A 16,201-nucleotide genomic window follows, 5' to 3' on the forward strand; every position below is an offset into this window, starting at 1 on the left:
AAAGCAGAGGGATTCCTAGTGTCGGCCGTTCTCTCATTGTTACAAAGCCGTTTGTTGCGGCCAGTGTTCGTTACGCTTGGTATCGCCCTTTTGGTGCAAGTGCTGGTAGCTGTCGCTCTGACCCGGAGCACGGTGACTGCATTGGAAGCCGATCTCGGTATGCGCCTGGGTGCGGACAGTCAAAAACTTTCCGGTGAGCTTGAGCAGGCGGGGCGAGAAGTCACGTCGAGCCTCGATAACCTCTCCGCCAGTACCCGCCAACGTCTTACCACCGGTTTGTCCTCGCGCCTGGAGGATGAGCAGGCGCAGTTGCGTGCGACGCTGGAAAAGGACTTGAAGGACTCCGCCAGCGACATGGCGCAGCTTCTGGCCTCAGTCGCCCCGCGCGCGATGTGGGATAACGACGTTCCGACCCTGTCCGAGTTTGCCCGAAGGGCCCAGCGCAATCCCAATGTACTGTTCGTGGTGTATGACGACGCCACGGGTCAGCATCTGACGCGCTACCTCAACCGGGAAAACCCGATCAACAAGGCGCTTCTGGAGAAAGGCCAGGGCGAGAGGGCGCTGGACAAAGTGCTGGATGCGGCGAAGAACGATCCTTCGGTCTTTTACATCGAAGCCTCGATCAACCCCAATGGTGTGGAAATCGGCAAAGTCCTGATGGGCGTCTCGACCGCGTCGGTGGAAACCGACCTGGCGGCCCTCGACAAACGCTTCTCCGCATTGATCGCCAGCAGTGATCAATTGGTGGGTGACAGTCTCAAAGGTGCGGCAGCGGATAGCGCGGCAGCCATGCGTGCACGACTGCAATCGGCCCAGTCCACGGCGGCTGAAATGAAAGCCAATACCACCAACACCGTTCAGGAAGCGGCAGCAACCTTGCGCTGGCGCATCGGTGTCTGTCTGGCGGTGGTGGGCTTCGGTGTCCTGCTGTTGCTGGCAGTGGTGCTGGGGCGTCGAGTGGTCAACCGCTTGAAAATGCTGATTGTCGCCATGGATGACCTGGCGGCGGGCGAGGGTGATCTGACCAAGCGGGTACAGATCAGCAGCAAGGACGAGATCGGTGACATGGCCTCGGCGGTCAATCGCTTTGTGGATAAGTTGCAGCCGATCGTGCGCGAAGCGGGTGACGTGGCCCAGCGTACCGGCGTGGAAATCGGCGCCATGACCCTGCGTAATGCCGGGGCCGATGCGGCGGCAGGTATGCAGCGCGATGAGGTGGCCGAAAGTCTGCGTGCCTTGTCGCAAATGGCTGACGAGGCCCAGTCTGAAAGCAACGCCATGCAGGCAGCTTTGAAACAGGTCGTTGATATCCGTCAGGCCACCGACGAAAACACCCGCACCTCGGCGAAAGTCGGCAGCCTGATCGAAGCGTTGGCCGGTCAAGTCGAAACCGGGGCACAGGTGATCGAGCGGCTTGCGCAGCAAAGTGAGCAGATTGAGGTGGTGCTCACGGTGATTCACGGGATCGCCGAGCAAACCAACCTGCTGGCACTGAACGCGGCCATCGAAGCGGCGCGAGCCGGCGAGACCGGGCGCGGGTTCGCGGTGGTGGCGGACGAGGTGCGAGCGCTGGCGAGCAAGACGCAGAGCTCCACTGGCGATATCCAGGCGCACATTGTGGCGTTGCAGCAAGGCGCGCGTGAGGCGGTGGCGGCGATCGGTCAGGCTGGGCGTCAGGCGAACGAAGGTTTGCTGGTATTGCGTGACAGTGCGCGGCTGCAGCAATCAGTGCAGGCTTCGGTGGAGCAGGTACATGCGGCGATCGGTCTGGCAACCCAGGCCGCCGCGCATCAAGCCCAGGGCGCGCAGGCTGTGCGTGGTCGGGTCGAAACCATTCACGCGCAGGCAGAGAAAGCGGCTCAGGCGGTGGTGGAGACCACGGCCAGCGGCAAGGTGCTGGACGGTTTGGCGGCGCAGTTGAAGGCGAGCCTGGGGCAGTTCAGGGCTTGATGTGTTGTCAGGGATGAGGCTGTCGCGGGCAAGTTCGCTCACGCAGTGACTCTGTTGTTCACAAAAATTGTGTTCGCAGAAAATTTCTGTGGGAGCGAGATTGCTCGCGATCGACAAGAACGATAATGCGTTCTGTCTGCGAGAGAGCGCCGCCTTTAAATGCACCGCGAGCAAGCTCGCTCCTACAGGGGGAGGGCGTGTTGATTTTCGAAAGCCGGAAACGCAAAAACCCGCTTTCGCGGGTTTCTGTGAAATCCAAGGTCGTAACCTTGAATTTGAATTGGTGCCCAGAAGAAGACTCGAACTTCCACGGCCGTAAGGCCACCAGCACCTGAAGCTGGCGTGTCTACCAATTTCACCATCTGGGCATTCATCTTCAGCGTTGCCGCTGTTGATGTGGCGCACTATACGGAGAGCAATTTGATCTGTAAACCCCTGATTTAAAATTAATAAATCAACGGCCTAAAATGCAAAAACCCGCTTTCGCGGGTTTTTGTGTGAGCCTTGAAATTGATCTAATCTCAAGCTCGAAATTGGTGCCCAGAAGAAGACTCGAACTTCCACGGCCGTAAGGCCACCAGCACCTGAAGCTGGCGTGTCTACCAATTTCACCATCTGGGCAGTATCGGCAACGTTGTCCGTCGTCGATGGCGCGCACTATACGGAGCGTCTTTTTAACTGTAAACCCCTGGAATCAAAAAAACTTGAAAAAATTCACCGGCGGTCTTCAAACCAGCTTTGTGACGTCGATAAAGGGCTTTAGAAGGGCCGTCATAGCTTGAAATTTCCCGTTTCATTACGCCTATGCCAAACTAACCCGTATATAGACAAGGTGAAAACTCTCTAATGGCCGATTGGCAGTCCCTCGATCCCGAGGCCGCTCGTGAAGCGGAAAAATATGAAAACCCTATTCCTAGCCGCGAACTGATCCTTCAGCATCTTGCTGATCGAGGTTCGCCTGCTAACCGCGAGCAATTGGTCGAAGAGTTTGGTCTGACCACAGAAGACCAGATCGAAGCCCTGCGCCGCCGCCTGCGCGCCATGGAGCGCGATGCTCAACTCATCTATACCCGTCGCGGCACTTATGCGCCGGTAGACAAGCTCGACCTGATCCTGGGCCGCATCAGCGGTCACCGTGACGGCTTTGGCTTCCTGGTTCCGGACGATGGCAGTGACGACCTGTTCATGAGTCCGGCGCAAATGCGCCTGGTGTTCGATGGTGACCGTGCGCTGGCCCGCGTTTCCGGCCTCGACCGTCGCGGTCGTCGTGAAGGCATGATCGTCGAAGTGGTGTCCCGTGCTCACGAGAGCATTGTCGGTCGCTATTTCGAAGAGGGCGGCATCGGTTTCGTGGTTGCCGACAATCCGAAGATCCAGCAAGAGGTGCTGGTGACGCCGGGTCGCAATGCCAACGCCCAGATCGGTCAGTTTGTTGAAGTGAAGATCACTCACTGGCCGACGCCACGATTCCAGCCCCAGGGCGATGTGGTTGAGGTCGTGGGTAACTACATGGCGCCGGGCATGGAGATCGATGTCGCGCTGCGTACTTACGACATCCCTCACGTCTGGCCTGAGGCGGTGCTCAAGGAAGCGGCCAAGCTCAAGCCTGAAGTCGAAGAAAAGGACAAAGAGAAACGCATCGACCTGCGCCATCTGCCCTTCGTCACTATCGACGGCGAAGATGCCCGTGACTTCGATGACGCGGTCTATTGCGAAGCCCGTAAGGGCAAGTTGCGGCTGTTCTCGGGTGGCTGGAAGTTGTACGTGGCGATTGCCGACGTATCCAGCTACGTGAAGCTCGGTTCGGCGCTGGATGCCGAGGCCCAGGTACGCGGCAACTCGGTGTACTTCCCCGAGCGCGTGATCCCGATGCTGCCTGAGCAGCTGTCCAACGGTCTGTGCTCGCTGAATCCGCAGGTCGATCGCCTGGCCATGGTTTGCGAGATGACCATCTCCAAAACCGGTGAAATGACCGACTACTGCTTCTACGAAGCGGTGATCCACTCTCATGCGCGCCTGACTTACAACAAAGTCAGCGCCATGCTCGAAACGCCGAAAGCCACCGAAGCGCGCAAGCTGCGTGGCGAGTACACCGACGTCGTGCCGCACCTCAAGCAGCTGTACTCGCTGTACAAGGTGCTGCTGGCGGCTCGTCATGTGCGCGGCGCGATCGATTTTGAAACCCAGGAAACCCGGATCATCTTCGGCTCCGAGCGCAAGATTGCGGAAATTCGCCCGACCGTGCGCAACGATGCCCACAAGCTGATCGAGGAATGCATGCTGGCAGCCAACGTGGCTACCGCCGAATTCCTGAAAAAGCATGAAATCCCTGCGCTGTACCGCGTCCACGACGGCCCGCCACCGGAGCGCCTGGAAAAACTGCGCGCCTTCCTCGGTGAGCTTGGCCTGTCCCTGCACAAAGGCAAGGACGGCCCGTCGCCGAAGGATTATCAGGCATTGCTGGCCGGTATCAAGGATCGTCCGGATTTCCACCTGATCCAGACCGTCATGCTGCGCTCGCTGAGTCAGGCGGTGTATAGCGCTGATAACCAGGGCCACTTCGGTCTGAATTACGAGGCTTACACCCACTTCACCTCGCCGATCCGCCGCTATCCGGACTTGCTGACTCACCGTGCAATCCGCAGCGTCATCCATTCGAAACAGGACACCCCGCACGTTCGTCGTGCTGGCGCGATGACCATTCCGAAGGCGCGTATCTATCCATACGACGAAGCGGCCCTGGAGCAACTCGGCGAGCAGTGCTCGATGAGCGAGCGCCGCGCCGACGAGGCGACCCGCGATGTCGTGAACTGGCTCAAGTGCGAGTTCATGAAAGACCGCGTTGGCGAATCGTTCCCGGGTGTAATCACCGCCGTAACCGGTTTTGGTCTGTTCGTCGAACTGACCGACATCTACGTCGAAGGCCTGGTGCACGTCACCGCGCTGCCGGGCGATTACTACCACTTCGATCCTGTGCATCACCGCCTGGCCGGTGAGCGTACCGGTCGTAGCTTCCGTCTGGGTGACACTGTTGAAGTGCGGGTCATGCGCGTCGATCTCGACGAACGCAAGATCGATTTCGAGATGGCCGAAAAAACCATCAGCGCGCCGATCGGTCGTAAAAAACGCGGTACGGAAACCGCAGCGCCCGCAGCGTCTTCTGCAAAAACAGCCGCAGAGCCGGCACCGGTGAAAACCGGTCGTCGTCCTGCCAAGGAAAAGGTTGTAGAGGCCTATCGCCCGAGCGATGCCGCGGCGAAAAACGCCGAAGTGCGCAAGAGCCGTGAACTGAAGAAGGCCCTGCTGGCCGACGCGAAAAGCGGCGGTAAAGCGGCGTCTGCGGGAAAGACCGGACGGTCGGCGCCTGACAAGGCTCCCGGCGGAAAACCAGCCAAACCGAGTAAACATCGTAAAGGTCCGCCAAAAGCGGGCTCGGCCCCAGCCAAAAGTGGCGGGGCGCGTAAACCTAAGGCCAAGTCATGAGTCAGTTGGAAAAAATCTACGGCGTGCATGCTGTAGAAGCGTTGCTGCGTCACCATCCGAAACGCGTCAAGCAGATCTGGCTGGCCGAAGGCCGCAATGATCCTCGGGTGCAGACGCTGATCGAACTGGCCAACGAGAATCGTGTCCAGGTCGGGCAGGCTGAGCGTCGTGAAATGGACGCCTGGGTCGAAGGCGTACACCAGGGCGTGGTCGCGGACGTGAGTCCGAGCCAGGTCTGGGGTGAGGCGATGCTCGACGAACTGCTTGATCGCACCGAAGGCGCACCGCTGTTGCTGGTGCTCGACGGCGTGACCGATCCGCATAACCTTGGTGCCTGCCTGCGTTCTGCCGATGCGGCCGGTGCGCTGGCGGTGATCGTTCCGAAGGACAAGTCGGCGACCCTGACGCCGGTTGTACGAAAAATCGCCTGCGGCGCTGCGGAAGTGATTCCTCTGGTCGCCGTGACCAACCTGGCTCGCACCCTGGAGAAACTCCAGCAGCGTGGCTTGTGGGTCGTCGGCACGGCAGGGGAGGCTGAAGTCAGTCTGTATGACCAGGACCTGACCGGCCCCACCATCCTGATCATGGGTGCCGAAGGCAAGGGCATGCGCCGCCTGACTCGCGAGCATTGCGACTACCTGGTGAATTTGCCGATGGCGGGTAGCGTCAGCAGTCTCAACGTTTCCGTGGCGACCGGCGTATGCCTGTTCGAAGCCCAGCGTCAGCGTAGGGTCAAAGCTGCGGCTACCGCCAAGAAGTCCTGATCTGGTTGCAATTGCTGTGGGAGCGAGCTTGCTCGCGATAGCGATGTAACATTCGGCATCAATGTTGAATGTTGCGTCCTCATCGCGAGCAGGCTCGCTCCCACAATGGTTTGTGGCCAGCCAAAGAATGGCGGGCGAACGAACTGTTCAAATAATCACCAATTACCTTGCGCCTCCTTCGCCCCTTCTCTACAATTGCGCCCCTTGCTGCGATGGCAGGCACGCATGTGTCTAGCGTCCACAAGTCCATAAGTGTCATTCACTCCTTGTCTGACCGCTTTTGAGCGGCAGGCTACAACCCGTAAGGAGCATTCATGCGTCATTACGAAATCATCTTTTTGGTCCACCCGGATCAAAGCGAGCAAGTCGGCGGCATGGTTGAGCGTTACACCAAGCTGATCGAAGAAGACGGCGGCAAAATCCACCGTCTGGAAGATTGGGGCCGTCGTCAACTGGCCTACGCAATCAACAATGTTCACAAGGCTCACTACGTGATGCTGAACGTTGAGTGCACTGGCAAGGCCCTGGCCGAGCTGGAAGACAACTTCCGCTACAACGATGCAGTGATCCGTAACCTGGTCATCCGTCGCGAAGAAGCCGTTACCGGCCAATCCGAGATGCTCAAGGCTGAAGAAAACCGCAGTGAGCGCCGTGAGCGTCGCGACCGTCCTGAGCACTCCGACGCTGAAGGCGTTGACAGTGATGACAGCGACAACAGCGATAACGCTGACGAGTAATCCACGGACCTTTTAAGGAGCCTATCAAATGGCACGTTTCTTCCGTCGTCGTAAATTCTGCCGCTTCACCGCTGAAGACGTGAAAGAGATCGATTACAAAGATCTCAACACTCTGAAAGCCTACGTATCCGAGACCGGCAAAATCGTTCCAAGCCGTATCACCGGTACCAAAGCTCGTTATCAGCGTCAGCTGGCCACCGCTATCAAGCGCGCCCGCTTCCTGGCCCTGCTGGCCTACACCGACAGCCACGGCCGCTGAGACCGGGCAGTCGACACGTAGCAAAGGATTGAATGTATGCGTGCCTTAGCTGAGTTCATCATGCGGGGCCGTATGCAGGCCACTCTGGTAGTGGCCGGATGCGCGGCATTGCCGTTGTTGTATTGGTTGGGTGCTGCCGCCGGATGCCTTGTGCTCCTGCGGCGCGGAATGAGGGACGCCCTGGGCGTTCTTGCTCTGGGATTGCTGCCGGCGTTGATCTGGTGGCTTAAATTCGATGATCCAAGGGCACTTCTGGTGCTGCTGGGGTCTTCGGGCCTTGCGTTGGTTTTGCGCGCAAGCGAGTCCTGGAACCGCGTGCTGCTGGTCAGCATAGCGATGGGGTTGGTGTTTTCAGTGGTGCTGGGGACGGTGTTCAGTTCCCAAATCGAAATGCTGGCGCAGGATCTGATAAAAATCCTGCCGCTGGCACTCGGTGACCTCTACCAGAAGATGTCGGTAGAAGAGCAAGCGCGATTCGCGTCCCTGATTGCACCGATCCTGACCGGCCTGATTGCGGCCTTGTTGCAAATCGTCAGTGTGCTGAGCCTGATTATCGGGCGCTACTGGCAGGCGTTGTTGTACAACCCGGGTGGTTTTGGTCGCGAGTTTCGCGTCATCCGAATCCCGCTTGGACCAGCGATGTTGTTGCTGGCGTTAATGCTTCTGGGGCCGAACTTCGGTCCGCAGATGGCCATGTTGACGCCGTTGTGCAGCGTACCGCTGGTTTTCGCCGGGCTGGCCCTGATTCACGGGCTGGTGGCGCAAAAGCGACTGGCCAGGTTCTGGCTGGTGGGGTTGTACGTCACGCTGTTGCTGTTCATGCAACTGATCTATCCGTTGCTGGTGGTCCTGGCCATCGTCGACAGCCTGATTGATTTTCGCGGTCGTCTGGCGCCGAAAGACGCCGATAACGCGAACGGTGAAGGTTAAAAGTTAAGAGGATTTTCACATGCAACTGATCCTTCTGGAAAAAGTCACCAACCTGGGCAACCTGGGTGACAAAGTGAACGTTAAGGCTGGTTACGGTCGTAACTACCTGCTGCCTTACGGCAAAGCTACCGCTGCGACCCCAGCCAACCTGGCTGCGTTCGAAGAGCGTCGCGCTGAGCTGGAAAAAGCTGCAGCAGACCGTAAAGCATCGGCTGAAAGCCGCGCTGCCCAACTGGCTGAGCTGGAAGTGACTATCACTGCCACCGCTGGTGACGAAGGCAAGCTGTTCGGTTCGATCGGTACTCACGACATCGCTGATGCACTGACCGCCTCTGGCGTTGAAGTTGCAAAAAGCGAAGTTCGTCTGCCGAACGGCACCATCCGCAACGTAGGTGAATTCGACGTAGCCGTGCACCTGCACGCCGAAGTTGAAGCCACCGTACGCGTTGTCGTGGTAGCAGCTTAAGCAGTACTTGTCGGCTGGCACCCTCGGGTGCTTGCCGGTAACATCGGGCACGATCCTGTTTACAGGTCGTGCCCTTTGTCTTTCTGGCAGTTCCGTTTTTTAATTCCAGCTTCTCCAAAAAATACCAAGTGGCCATGAACGAAATCTCCGCTCCTGAGCAATACGATCTGCAAACCGCCGCGCTGAAGGTGCCGCCGCATTCCATCGAAGCCGAACAGGCTGTACTCGGTGGTCTGATGCTGGACAACAACGCCTGGGAGCGCGTGCTTGATCAAGTCTCCGACGGTGATTTCTATCGACATGACCACCGCTTGATCTTCCGTGCGATCGCCAAACTGGCCGATCAGAACTCGCCGATCGACGTCGTGACCCTGGCCGAGCAATTGGACAAGGAAGGTCAGACTTCGCAAGTCGGCGGCCTTGGGTACCTCGGCGAACTGGCGAAAAACACGCCGTCCGTCGCCAACATCAAGGCCTATGCGCAAATCGTTCGCCAGCGCGCGACGCTGCGCCAACTGATCGGCATCAGCACCGAAATCGCCGACAGCGCCTTCAACCCGGAAGGGCGTACGGCTGAAGAAATCCTTGATGAAGCTGAACGGCAGATTTTCCAGATCGCCGAGGCCCGGCCTAAAACCGGCGGCCCGGTGGGGGTGAATGAACTGCTGACCAAGGCCATCGACCGCATCGATACCCTGTTCAACACCGACAACGCCATCACCGGCCTGTCCACCGGCTACACCGACCTCGACGAGAAAACCAGCGGCCTGCAACCGGCTGACCTGATCATCGTTGCCGGCCGTCCATCCATGGGTAAAACCACCTTTGCGATGAACCTGGTGGAAAACGCCGTGCTGCGCAGCGAGAAAGCGGTTCTGGTTTACTCGCTGGAGATGCCAGGCGAATCGCTGATCATGCGTATGTTGTCGTCCCTGGGACGCATCGACCAGACCAAGGTCCGTTCGGGCCAGTTGGAAGACGACGATTGGCCGCGCCTGACCTCGGCGGTCAACCTGCTCAACGACCGCAAGTTGTTCATCGACGATACCGCCGGTATCAGCCCGTCGGAAATGCGCGCCCGGACCCGGCGTCTGGTGCGTGAGCACGGTGAAATCGGCCTGATCATGATCGACTACCTGCAATTGATGCAGATCCCTGGTTCGAGTGGCGACAACCGGACTAACGAGATTTCCGAGATCTCCCGGTCCCTGAAAGCCCTGGCCAAGGAATTCAACTGCCCGGTGGTGGCATTGTCCCAGCTCAACCGTTCCCTGGAACAGCGGCCGAACAAACGCCCGGTGAACTCCGACTTGCGGGAATCCGGAGCGATCGAGCAGGACGCCGACGTCATCATGTTCGTGTATCGCGACGAGGTGTACCACCCGGAAACTGAGCACAAAGGCATCGCCGAAATCATCATCGGCAAGCAGCGGAACGGGCCGATCGGCTTTATCCGCCTGGCGTTCATCGGCAAGTACACCCGTTTCGAGAACCTGGCGCCGGGTAGCTATAACTTCGATGACGACGAGTAATTCAGCGTCTTGAAGGGCCCCATCGCTGGCAAGCCCACACAGGGCTGATGCGATCCCTGTGGGAGCTGGCTTGCCAGCGATAGACGCGCCGCAATTTCCGACCATAGCCGTCGGAATTGGTCAAAATTTGTGCTATATTCCGCGCCCGCGAAATTCAATGAAAGCCAACACCGGTTATCGACATGCAAGCAGCCAAGCCGTTATTTGACTATCCCAAGTACTGGGCCGAATGTTTCGGGCCAGCGCCATTCCTGCCGATGAGCAGGGAGGAGATGGATCAGCTTGGCTGGGATTCCTGCGACATCATCATCGTCACCGGTGATGCCTACGTCGATCACCCGTCGTTCGGCATGGCGATCATTGGCCGGCTGCTGGAGTCCCAGGGCTTCCGCGTCGGGATCATTGCCCAGCCAAACTGGCAGTCCAAAGACGACTTCATGAAGCTTGGCGAGCCGAACCTGTTCTTCGGTGTCGCGGCCGGCAACATGGACTCGATGATCAACCGCTACACCGCCGACAAGAAAATCCGTTCCGATGACGCGTACACGCCGGGTGGCCTGGCGGGCAAGCGGCCGGACCGCGCGAGCCTGGTTTACAGCCAGCGCTGCAAGGAAGCCTATAAGCATGTGCCCATCGTGCTCGGCGGCATCGAAGCGTCCCTGCGCCGCATCGCGCATTACGATTACTGGCAGGACCGCGTTCGCAACTCGATCCTGATTGACGCCAGCGCCGACATCTTGCTCTACGGCAACGCCGAGCGTGCCATTGTCGAAGTCGCCCAGCGCCTGTCCTACGGTCACAAGATCGAAGACATCACCGATGTGCGCGGCACCGCGTTTATCCGTCGCGATACGCCGAAAGACTGGTACGAAGTCGACTCCACGCGCATCGACCGTCCGGGCAAGATCGACAAGATCATCAACCCGTACGTGAACACCCAGGACACCCAGGCCTGCGCCATCGAGCAGGAAAAAGGTCCGGTTGAGGATCCGCAGGAAGCCAAGGTCGTGCAGATCCTGGCAAGTCCCAAGATGACCCGCGACAAGACCGTGATTCGTCTGCCGTCGGTGGAAAAGGTCCGCAACGACGCGGTGCTCTACGCCCACGCCAACCGCGTGCTGCACCTGGAAACCAACCCGGGCAACGCCCGTGCCCTGGTCCAGAAGCACGGCGAGGTCGACGTCTGGTTCAATCCGCCACCGATTCCGATGACCACCGAAGAAATGGACTACGTGTTCGGCATGCCTTATCAGCGCATTCCGCACCCGGCGTATGGCAAGGAGAAAATCCCGGCCTACGAGATGATCCGCTTCTCGGTGAACATCATGCGTGGCTGCTTCGGTGGCTGCACGTTCTGCTCGATCACCGAGCATGAAGGCCGGATCATCCAGAACCGTTCCGAAGAGTCGATCATTCGCGAAATCGAAGAAATTCGCGACAAGGTTCCCGGTTTTACCGGCGTCATCTCCGACCTTGGCGGCCCGACCGCGAACATGTACCGCATTGCCTGCAAAACGCCGGAAATCGAATCCGCGTGCCGCAAGCCATCGTGCGTGTTCCCTGGTATCTGCCCGAACCTGAACACCGACCACTCGTCGCTGATTCAGCTGTATCGCAGTGCCCGCGCCTTGCCGGGTGTGAAGAAAATCCTGATCGCTTCCGGCCTGCGTTACGACCTCGCGGTCGAGTCGCCGGAATACGTCAAAGAGCTGGTGACCCACCACGTCGGCGGTTACCTGAAGATCGCCCCGGAACACACCGAGGAAGGTCCGCTCAACCAGATGATGAAACCGGGCATCGGCAGCTATGACAAGTTCAAGCGCATGTTCGAGAAATACTCCAAGGAAGCCGGCAAAGAGCAGTACCTGATTCCGTACTTCATCGCCGCTCACCCGGGCACCACCGACGAAGACATGATGAACCTGGCCCTGTGGCTCAAGGGCAACGGTTTCCGTGCCGACCAGGTGCAGGCGTTCTACCCGTCGCCGATGGCCACCGCCACCGCGATGTACCACTCGGGCAAGAACCCGCTGCGCAAGGTCACCTACAAGTCTGACGCGGTGACCATCGTCAAGAGCGAAGAGCAGCGCCGCCTGCACAAGGCCTTCCTGCGCTACCACGACCCGAAAGGCTGGCCGATGCTGCGTGAAGCGTTGATCCGCATGGGCCGCAGTGACCTGATCGGGCCGGGCAAGAACCAGTTGATCCCGTTGCACCAGCCGTCCACCGACAGCTACCAGAGTGCTCGTCGCAAGAACTCGACGCCGGCCGGCAGCCATAAAGTGGGCAAGGAAACGACCAAAATCCTGACCCAGCACACCGGCCTGCCACCCCGCGCCAGCGACGGTGGCAACCCGTGGGACAAGCGTGAACAGGCCAAGGCTGCGGCATTCGCCCGTAACCAGCAGGCGGCCAAGGAGCGCAAGGATGCGGCCAAAGGCAAAGGGCCGAAACCGGCTCGCAAGCCGGTCGTACCGCGCTAAATCGCGCTTGGGCTCAACAAAACGCCAACCTTCGGGTTGGCGTTTTGCATTTCTGAGCCGCGGAACATCAGCACATTGGGCCCAAAGAGACCGCTGCTGGTGGTGAATCTGCCGCGCAACGCCACATTTACGTGCAACGGCCCCAAACCAATTTCCCGCCTCGCCCGATTTTGGTGCTGTACTGCCTCCAGTAACCGGAGAAAGCGCCAGCACTGCTGGGTGGCATAAGTCTTGCGCGCTTTCACATACGCTTAGGGCTCGCAGGAGGCACGCCGTGTCGATTCATGTCGCATTGCATCACGTTACGCATTACCGCTACGACCGTGCCGTTGAGCTCGGTCCGCAGATCGTTCGCCTGCGCCCGGCCGCCCACAGTCGCACGCGGATTCTGTCCTATGCGCTGAAGGTTTCGCCCGAGCAACACTTCATCAACTGGCAGCAGGACCCGCAGGGCAATTACCTGGCGCGGTTGGTGTTCCCGGAAAAAACCGAAGAGCTGCGGATCGAAGTCGACCTGGTGGCGGAAATGGCGGTGTTCAATCCGTTCGATTTCTTCCTTGAGCCCTACGCGGAAAAAATTCCGTTCGCCTATGCCGCCGATGAGCGCAAGGAACTGGCGCCTTACCTGGAAACCCTGCCGCTGACGCCTAAGTTCAAGGCGTATCTGGATGGCATCGACCGCTCACCATTACCGGCTGTGGATTTCCTTGTCGCGCTCAATCAGCGCCTGAGCGAAGACATCGGCTACCTGATCCGCATGGAGCCGGGCGTGCAAACGCCCGAGCACACCCTAGAGCACGCCTCCGGATCCTGTCGCGATTCCGCGTGGTTGCTGGTGCAACTGCTGCGAAATCTCGGACTGGCCGCGCGTTTTGTCTCCGGCTATCTGATCCAACTGACGGCCGACGTCAAAAGCCTCGACGGTCCCTCGGGCACGGATGTGGACTTCACAGACCTGCACGCCTGGTGCGAGGTGTATTTGCCCGGTGCCGGCTGGATCGGTCTGGACGCGACCTCCGGGCTGTTTGCCGGTGAAGGACATATTCCCTTGGCTTGTAGTCCCGATCCGTCCTCTGCGGCACCGATCAGTGGCCTGGTGGAGCCGTGCGAGTGCCAATTCAGCCACGAAATGTCCGTGGAGCGGATTTGGGAGGCGCCCCGGGTCACAAAGCCCTACACCGAAGAGCAGTGGCTGGCGATTCAGAGCCTGGGGCGGCAGATCGATGCTGACCTGCTGGAAGGCGATGTACGCCTGACCATGGGCGGTGAGCCGACATTCGTGTCCATCGATGACCCGGACGGTGCCGAGTGGAACACCGCGGCGCTGGGGCCGGACAAGCGTCGCCTGTCTGCCGAACTGTTCCAGCGCATGCGTCAGCACTACGCGCCCAAAGGCCTGGTGCACTTTGGCCAGGGCAAGTGGTACCCGGGTGAGCAACTGCCGCGCTGGTCGCTCAACTGCTACTGGCGCCGCGACGGGGTGCCGATCTGGCACAACGCGGCGCTGATCGCCGACGAGCAGCAAGACTATGGCGCCGATGGCGAGCTGGCCGGACGATTTCTGGCGAGTGTCGCCGAGCGCCTGAAAATTCCGACACGTTTTGTGTTCCCTGCTTACGAAGACAATTTCTATTACCTCTGGCGCGAAGGCACCTTGCCGCAGAACGTCAGCGCCGAAGATTCACGTCTCGAGGAGCCGCTGGAGCGTGCGCGACTGCGTAAAGTCTTCAGTCAGGGTCTGGATAAGGTAATTGGTCAGGTCCTGCCGCTGGCACGGACCGCCAAGGGGGATCAGTGGCAGAGCGGGCGCTGGTACTTGCGCGACGAGCACTGTCGTCTGGTGCCGGGAGATTCGCCGCTGGGCTATCGTCTGCCACTCGGCTCACAGCCCTGGGTGAAAGCCGCGGAGTACCCGTACATTCATCCGCAGGACCCGAACCAGGATTTCCCGGCATTGCCCGACACCGCACAGCTTCAGAGCCAAGATTCCGCTGCCATTGCTGAAGATCGCGCACCGAAAATCGATGAATCCGCCGACTGGCTGACCCGCACCGCCATCTGCGCCGAAGCGCGGGAAGGTCGGTTGTACCTGTTCATGCCGCCGCTGGAACGGGTTGAGGACTACCTCGAACTGGTCGCCGCGATTGAAGCCACCGCGCAAGAGCTGCGTTGCCCGGTATTGCTGGAAGGCTATGAACCACCGAGCGATCCGCGTTTGAGCAACTTCCGCATCACGCCGGACCCGGGGGTCATCGAGGTCAACGTGCAGCCGTCCGCCACTTGGGATGAATTGGTTGAACGCACCGAATTCCTTTACGAAGAGGCGCGACAAACCCGACTCACCACCGAGAAATTTCTGATCGATGGCCGGCACACGGGTACCGGTGGCGGTAACCATTTCGTACTGGGTGGCGCGACACCGGCCGACTCACCGTTCCTGCGGCGTCCGGATCTGCTGCGCAGCCTGATCAGCTACTGGCATAACCACCCGTCCTTGTCGTACCTGTTTTCCGGGCTGTTCATCGGCCCGACTTCGCAGGCGCCACGGGTCGATGAAGCGCGCAACGATGCCCTGTATGAGCTGGAAATCGCCTTCGCCCAAATGCCGCAACCCGGCGAGGAATGCGCGCCGTGGCTGGTCGACCGGTTGCTGCGCAATCTGTTGATCGACGTAACGGGCAACACTCACCGCGCCGAGTTCTGCATCGACAAGCTTTACTCGCCGGACGGCGCCACGGGGCGCTTGGGCTTGCTCGAGTTGCGGGCCTTTGAAATGCCGCCCCACGCGCGCATGAGCCTGGCTCAACAGCTGTTGCTGCGGGCGTTGGTCGCACGTTTCTGGCGTGAACCCTATGCGCCGCCGAAACTGGCGCGCTGGGGCACTGAGCTGCACGACCGGTTCCTGTTGCCGCACTTTATCGAGCAGGATTTCGCCGACGTCATTGTCGACCTCAACGCCGCCGGTTATCCGGTGCGGGCCGAGTGGTTTGCCGCGCATCTGGAGTTCCGCTTTCCCAAGGTCGGCGATTACGCCGTCAGTGGCATTGCGCTGGAACTGCGCCAGGCGCTTGAGCCGTGGCATGTATTGGGCGAGGAGGGCGCGGTCGGTGGCACGGTGCGCTACGTGGATTCTTCCCTGGAGCGTCTGCAAGTCAAACTCAACGGCTTGCCGCCTCAGCGCTATTTACTGACCTGCAACGGCATTCCGGTGCCGCTGCAGCCCACCGGGCGCGTCGGTGAGTTTGTCGCCGGGGTGCGTTTCCGCGCATGGCAACCGGCCAACTGTCTGCAACCGACCATTGCCGTGCATGCGCCGCTGGTGTTCGACCTGCTCGACACCTGGATGGGGCGTTCGCTGGGCGGCTGCCAATATCACGTGGCCCATCCGGGCGGGCGTAATTACGACAGCTTGCCGGTCAATGCCAACGAGGCCGAGAGCCGGCGGATGGCGCGTTTCTTCCGGATCGGACACACGCCAGGGAAGATTCCTGTACCGATTGCGCAAATCAACGACGAGCTGCCACTGACGCTTGATTTACGACGTTTCTAAGCCGTATGCGACGCCCGGATCTTTCGTCTATCCGGGCGTCATGA

Annotated in this window: 10 protein-coding genes and 2 tRNA genes; 10 read left to right on the forward strand and 2 right to left on the reverse strand. The window is 59.7% G+C overall.

The window, feature by feature from the left end:
* Positions 1-18: 18 nt before the first annotated feature.
* Complete coding sequence (locus ACGJAX_RS08640; RefSeq protein WP_390958395.1) at positions 19-1,953, forward strand: methyl-accepting chemotaxis protein; 1,935 nt, start codon at positions 19-21, stop codon at positions 1,951-1,953.
* A gap of 281 nt (positions 1,954-2,234) precedes the next feature.
* Here the strand turns inward: ACGJAX_RS08640 and ACGJAX_RS08645 are convergent.
* Together ACGJAX_RS08645 and ACGJAX_RS08650 are read right to left on the reverse strand one after the other, a co-directional pair.
* Positions 2,235-2,321 (reverse strand) — tRNA-Leu (locus tag ACGJAX_RS08645).
* Between the two features lie 166 nt (positions 2,322-2,487).
* A tRNA-Leu gene (locus tag ACGJAX_RS08650) sits at positions 2,488-2,574 on the reverse strand.
* Between the two features lie 225 nt (positions 2,575-2,799).
* Between ACGJAX_RS08650 and rnr the strand changes: the two genes are divergently transcribed.
* The 9 genes from rnr (at position 2,800) to ACGJAX_RS08695 (ending at position 16,157) form a co-directional block, all read left to right on the forward strand.
* Positions 2,800-5,436, forward strand: coding sequence for a ribonuclease R (rnr, locus tag ACGJAX_RS08655; RefSeq protein WP_247257205.1), 2,637 nt, complete (start codon positions 2,800-2,802; stop codon positions 5,434-5,436).
* Complete coding sequence (gene rlmB, locus ACGJAX_RS08660; RefSeq protein ID WP_090328534.1) at positions 5,433-6,200, forward strand: 23S rRNA (guanosine(2251)-2'-O)-methyltransferase RlmB; 768 nt, start codon at positions 5,433-5,435, stop codon at positions 6,198-6,200. Before rnr ends, rlmB begins: the two co-directional genes overlap by 4 nt.
* Before the next feature lie 314 nt (positions 6,201-6,514).
* Positions 6,515-6,937 (forward strand): 30S ribosomal protein S6, encoded by a 423-nt coding sequence (gene rpsF / locus ACGJAX_RS08665; protein ID WP_007939579.1) that lies wholly within the window; start codon positions 6,515-6,517, stop codon positions 6,935-6,937.
* 28 nt (positions 6,938-6,965) lie between these two features.
* The gene (rpsR, locus tag ACGJAX_RS08670) at positions 6,966-7,196 is read left to right on the forward strand and encodes a 30S ribosomal protein S18 (protein WP_002551829.1); all 231 of its coding nucleotides are present in this window, start codon (positions 6,966-6,968) and stop codon (positions 7,194-7,196) included.
* Positions 7,197-7,232: 36 nt separating this feature from the next.
* Positions 7,233-8,126, forward strand: a complete 894-nt coding sequence (locus ACGJAX_RS08675) for a hypothetical protein (RefSeq protein WP_090328536.1) — start codon at positions 7,233-7,235, stop codon at positions 8,124-8,126.
* Positions 8,127-8,145: 19 nt separating this feature from the next.
* A complete protein-coding gene (gene rplI, locus ACGJAX_RS08680; RefSeq protein ID WP_007939577.1) occupies positions 8,146-8,592 on the forward strand; it encodes a 50S ribosomal protein L9 in 447 nt (148 codons plus the stop codon).
* Positions 8,593-8,726: 134 nt separating this feature from the next.
* Positions 8,727-10,124, forward strand: a complete 1,398-nt coding sequence (gene dnaB, locus ACGJAX_RS08685; RefSeq protein WP_090328831.1) for a replicative DNA helicase — start codon at positions 8,727-8,729, stop codon at positions 10,122-10,124.
* 182 nt (positions 10,125-10,306) lie between these two features.
* On the forward strand, positions 10,307-12,607 hold the full coding sequence (locus ACGJAX_RS08690) for a YgiQ family radical SAM protein (RefSeq protein WP_090328538.1): 2,301 nt from the start codon (positions 10,307-10,309) through the stop codon (positions 12,605-12,607).
* Between the two features lie 274 nt (positions 12,608-12,881).
* Positions 12,882-16,157 (forward strand): transglutaminase family protein, encoded by a 3,276-nt coding sequence (locus ACGJAX_RS08695; protein WP_390958402.1) that lies wholly within the window; start codon positions 12,882-12,884, stop codon positions 16,155-16,157.
* The last annotated feature ends 44 nt before the right edge of the window (positions 16,158-16,201 follow it).

It is taken from the genome of Pseudomonas moorei, from assembly GCF_042846945.1.
Lineage (GTDB): Bacteria > Pseudomonadota > Gammaproteobacteria > Pseudomonadales > Pseudomonadaceae > Aquipseudomonas > Aquipseudomonas moorei.

Bases quoted from the DNA above. Each gene is read 5' to 3' on its own strand.
- rplI (WP_007939577.1), top strand. From the start codon at position 8,146: ATGCAACTGATCCTTCTGGAAAAAGTCACCAACCTGGGCAACCTGGGT.
- rnr (WP_247257205.1), top strand. From the start codon at position 2,800: ATGGCCGATTGGCAGTCCCTCGATCCCGAGGCCGCTCGTGAAGCGGAA.
- ACGJAX_RS08675 (WP_090328536.1), top strand. From the start codon at position 7,233: ATGCGTGCCTTAGCTGAGTTCATCATGCGGGGCCGTATGCAGGCCACT.
- ACGJAX_RS08690 (WP_090328538.1), top strand. From the start codon at position 10,307: ATGCAAGCAGCCAAGCCGTTATTTGACTATCCCAAGTACTGGGCCGAA.
- dnaB (WP_090328831.1), top strand. From the start codon at position 8,727: ATGAACGAAATCTCCGCTCCTGAGCAATACGATCTGCAAACCGCCGCG.
- rpsR (WP_002551829.1), top strand. From the start codon at position 6,966: ATGGCACGTTTCTTCCGTCGTCGTAAATTCTGCCGCTTCACCGCTGAA.
- rpsF (WP_007939579.1), top strand. From the start codon at position 6,515: ATGCGTCATTACGAAATCATCTTTTTGGTCCACCCGGATCAAAGCGAG.
- rlmB (WP_090328534.1), top strand. From the start codon at position 5,433: ATGAGTCAGTTGGAAAAAATCTACGGCGTGCATGCTGTAGAAGCGTTG.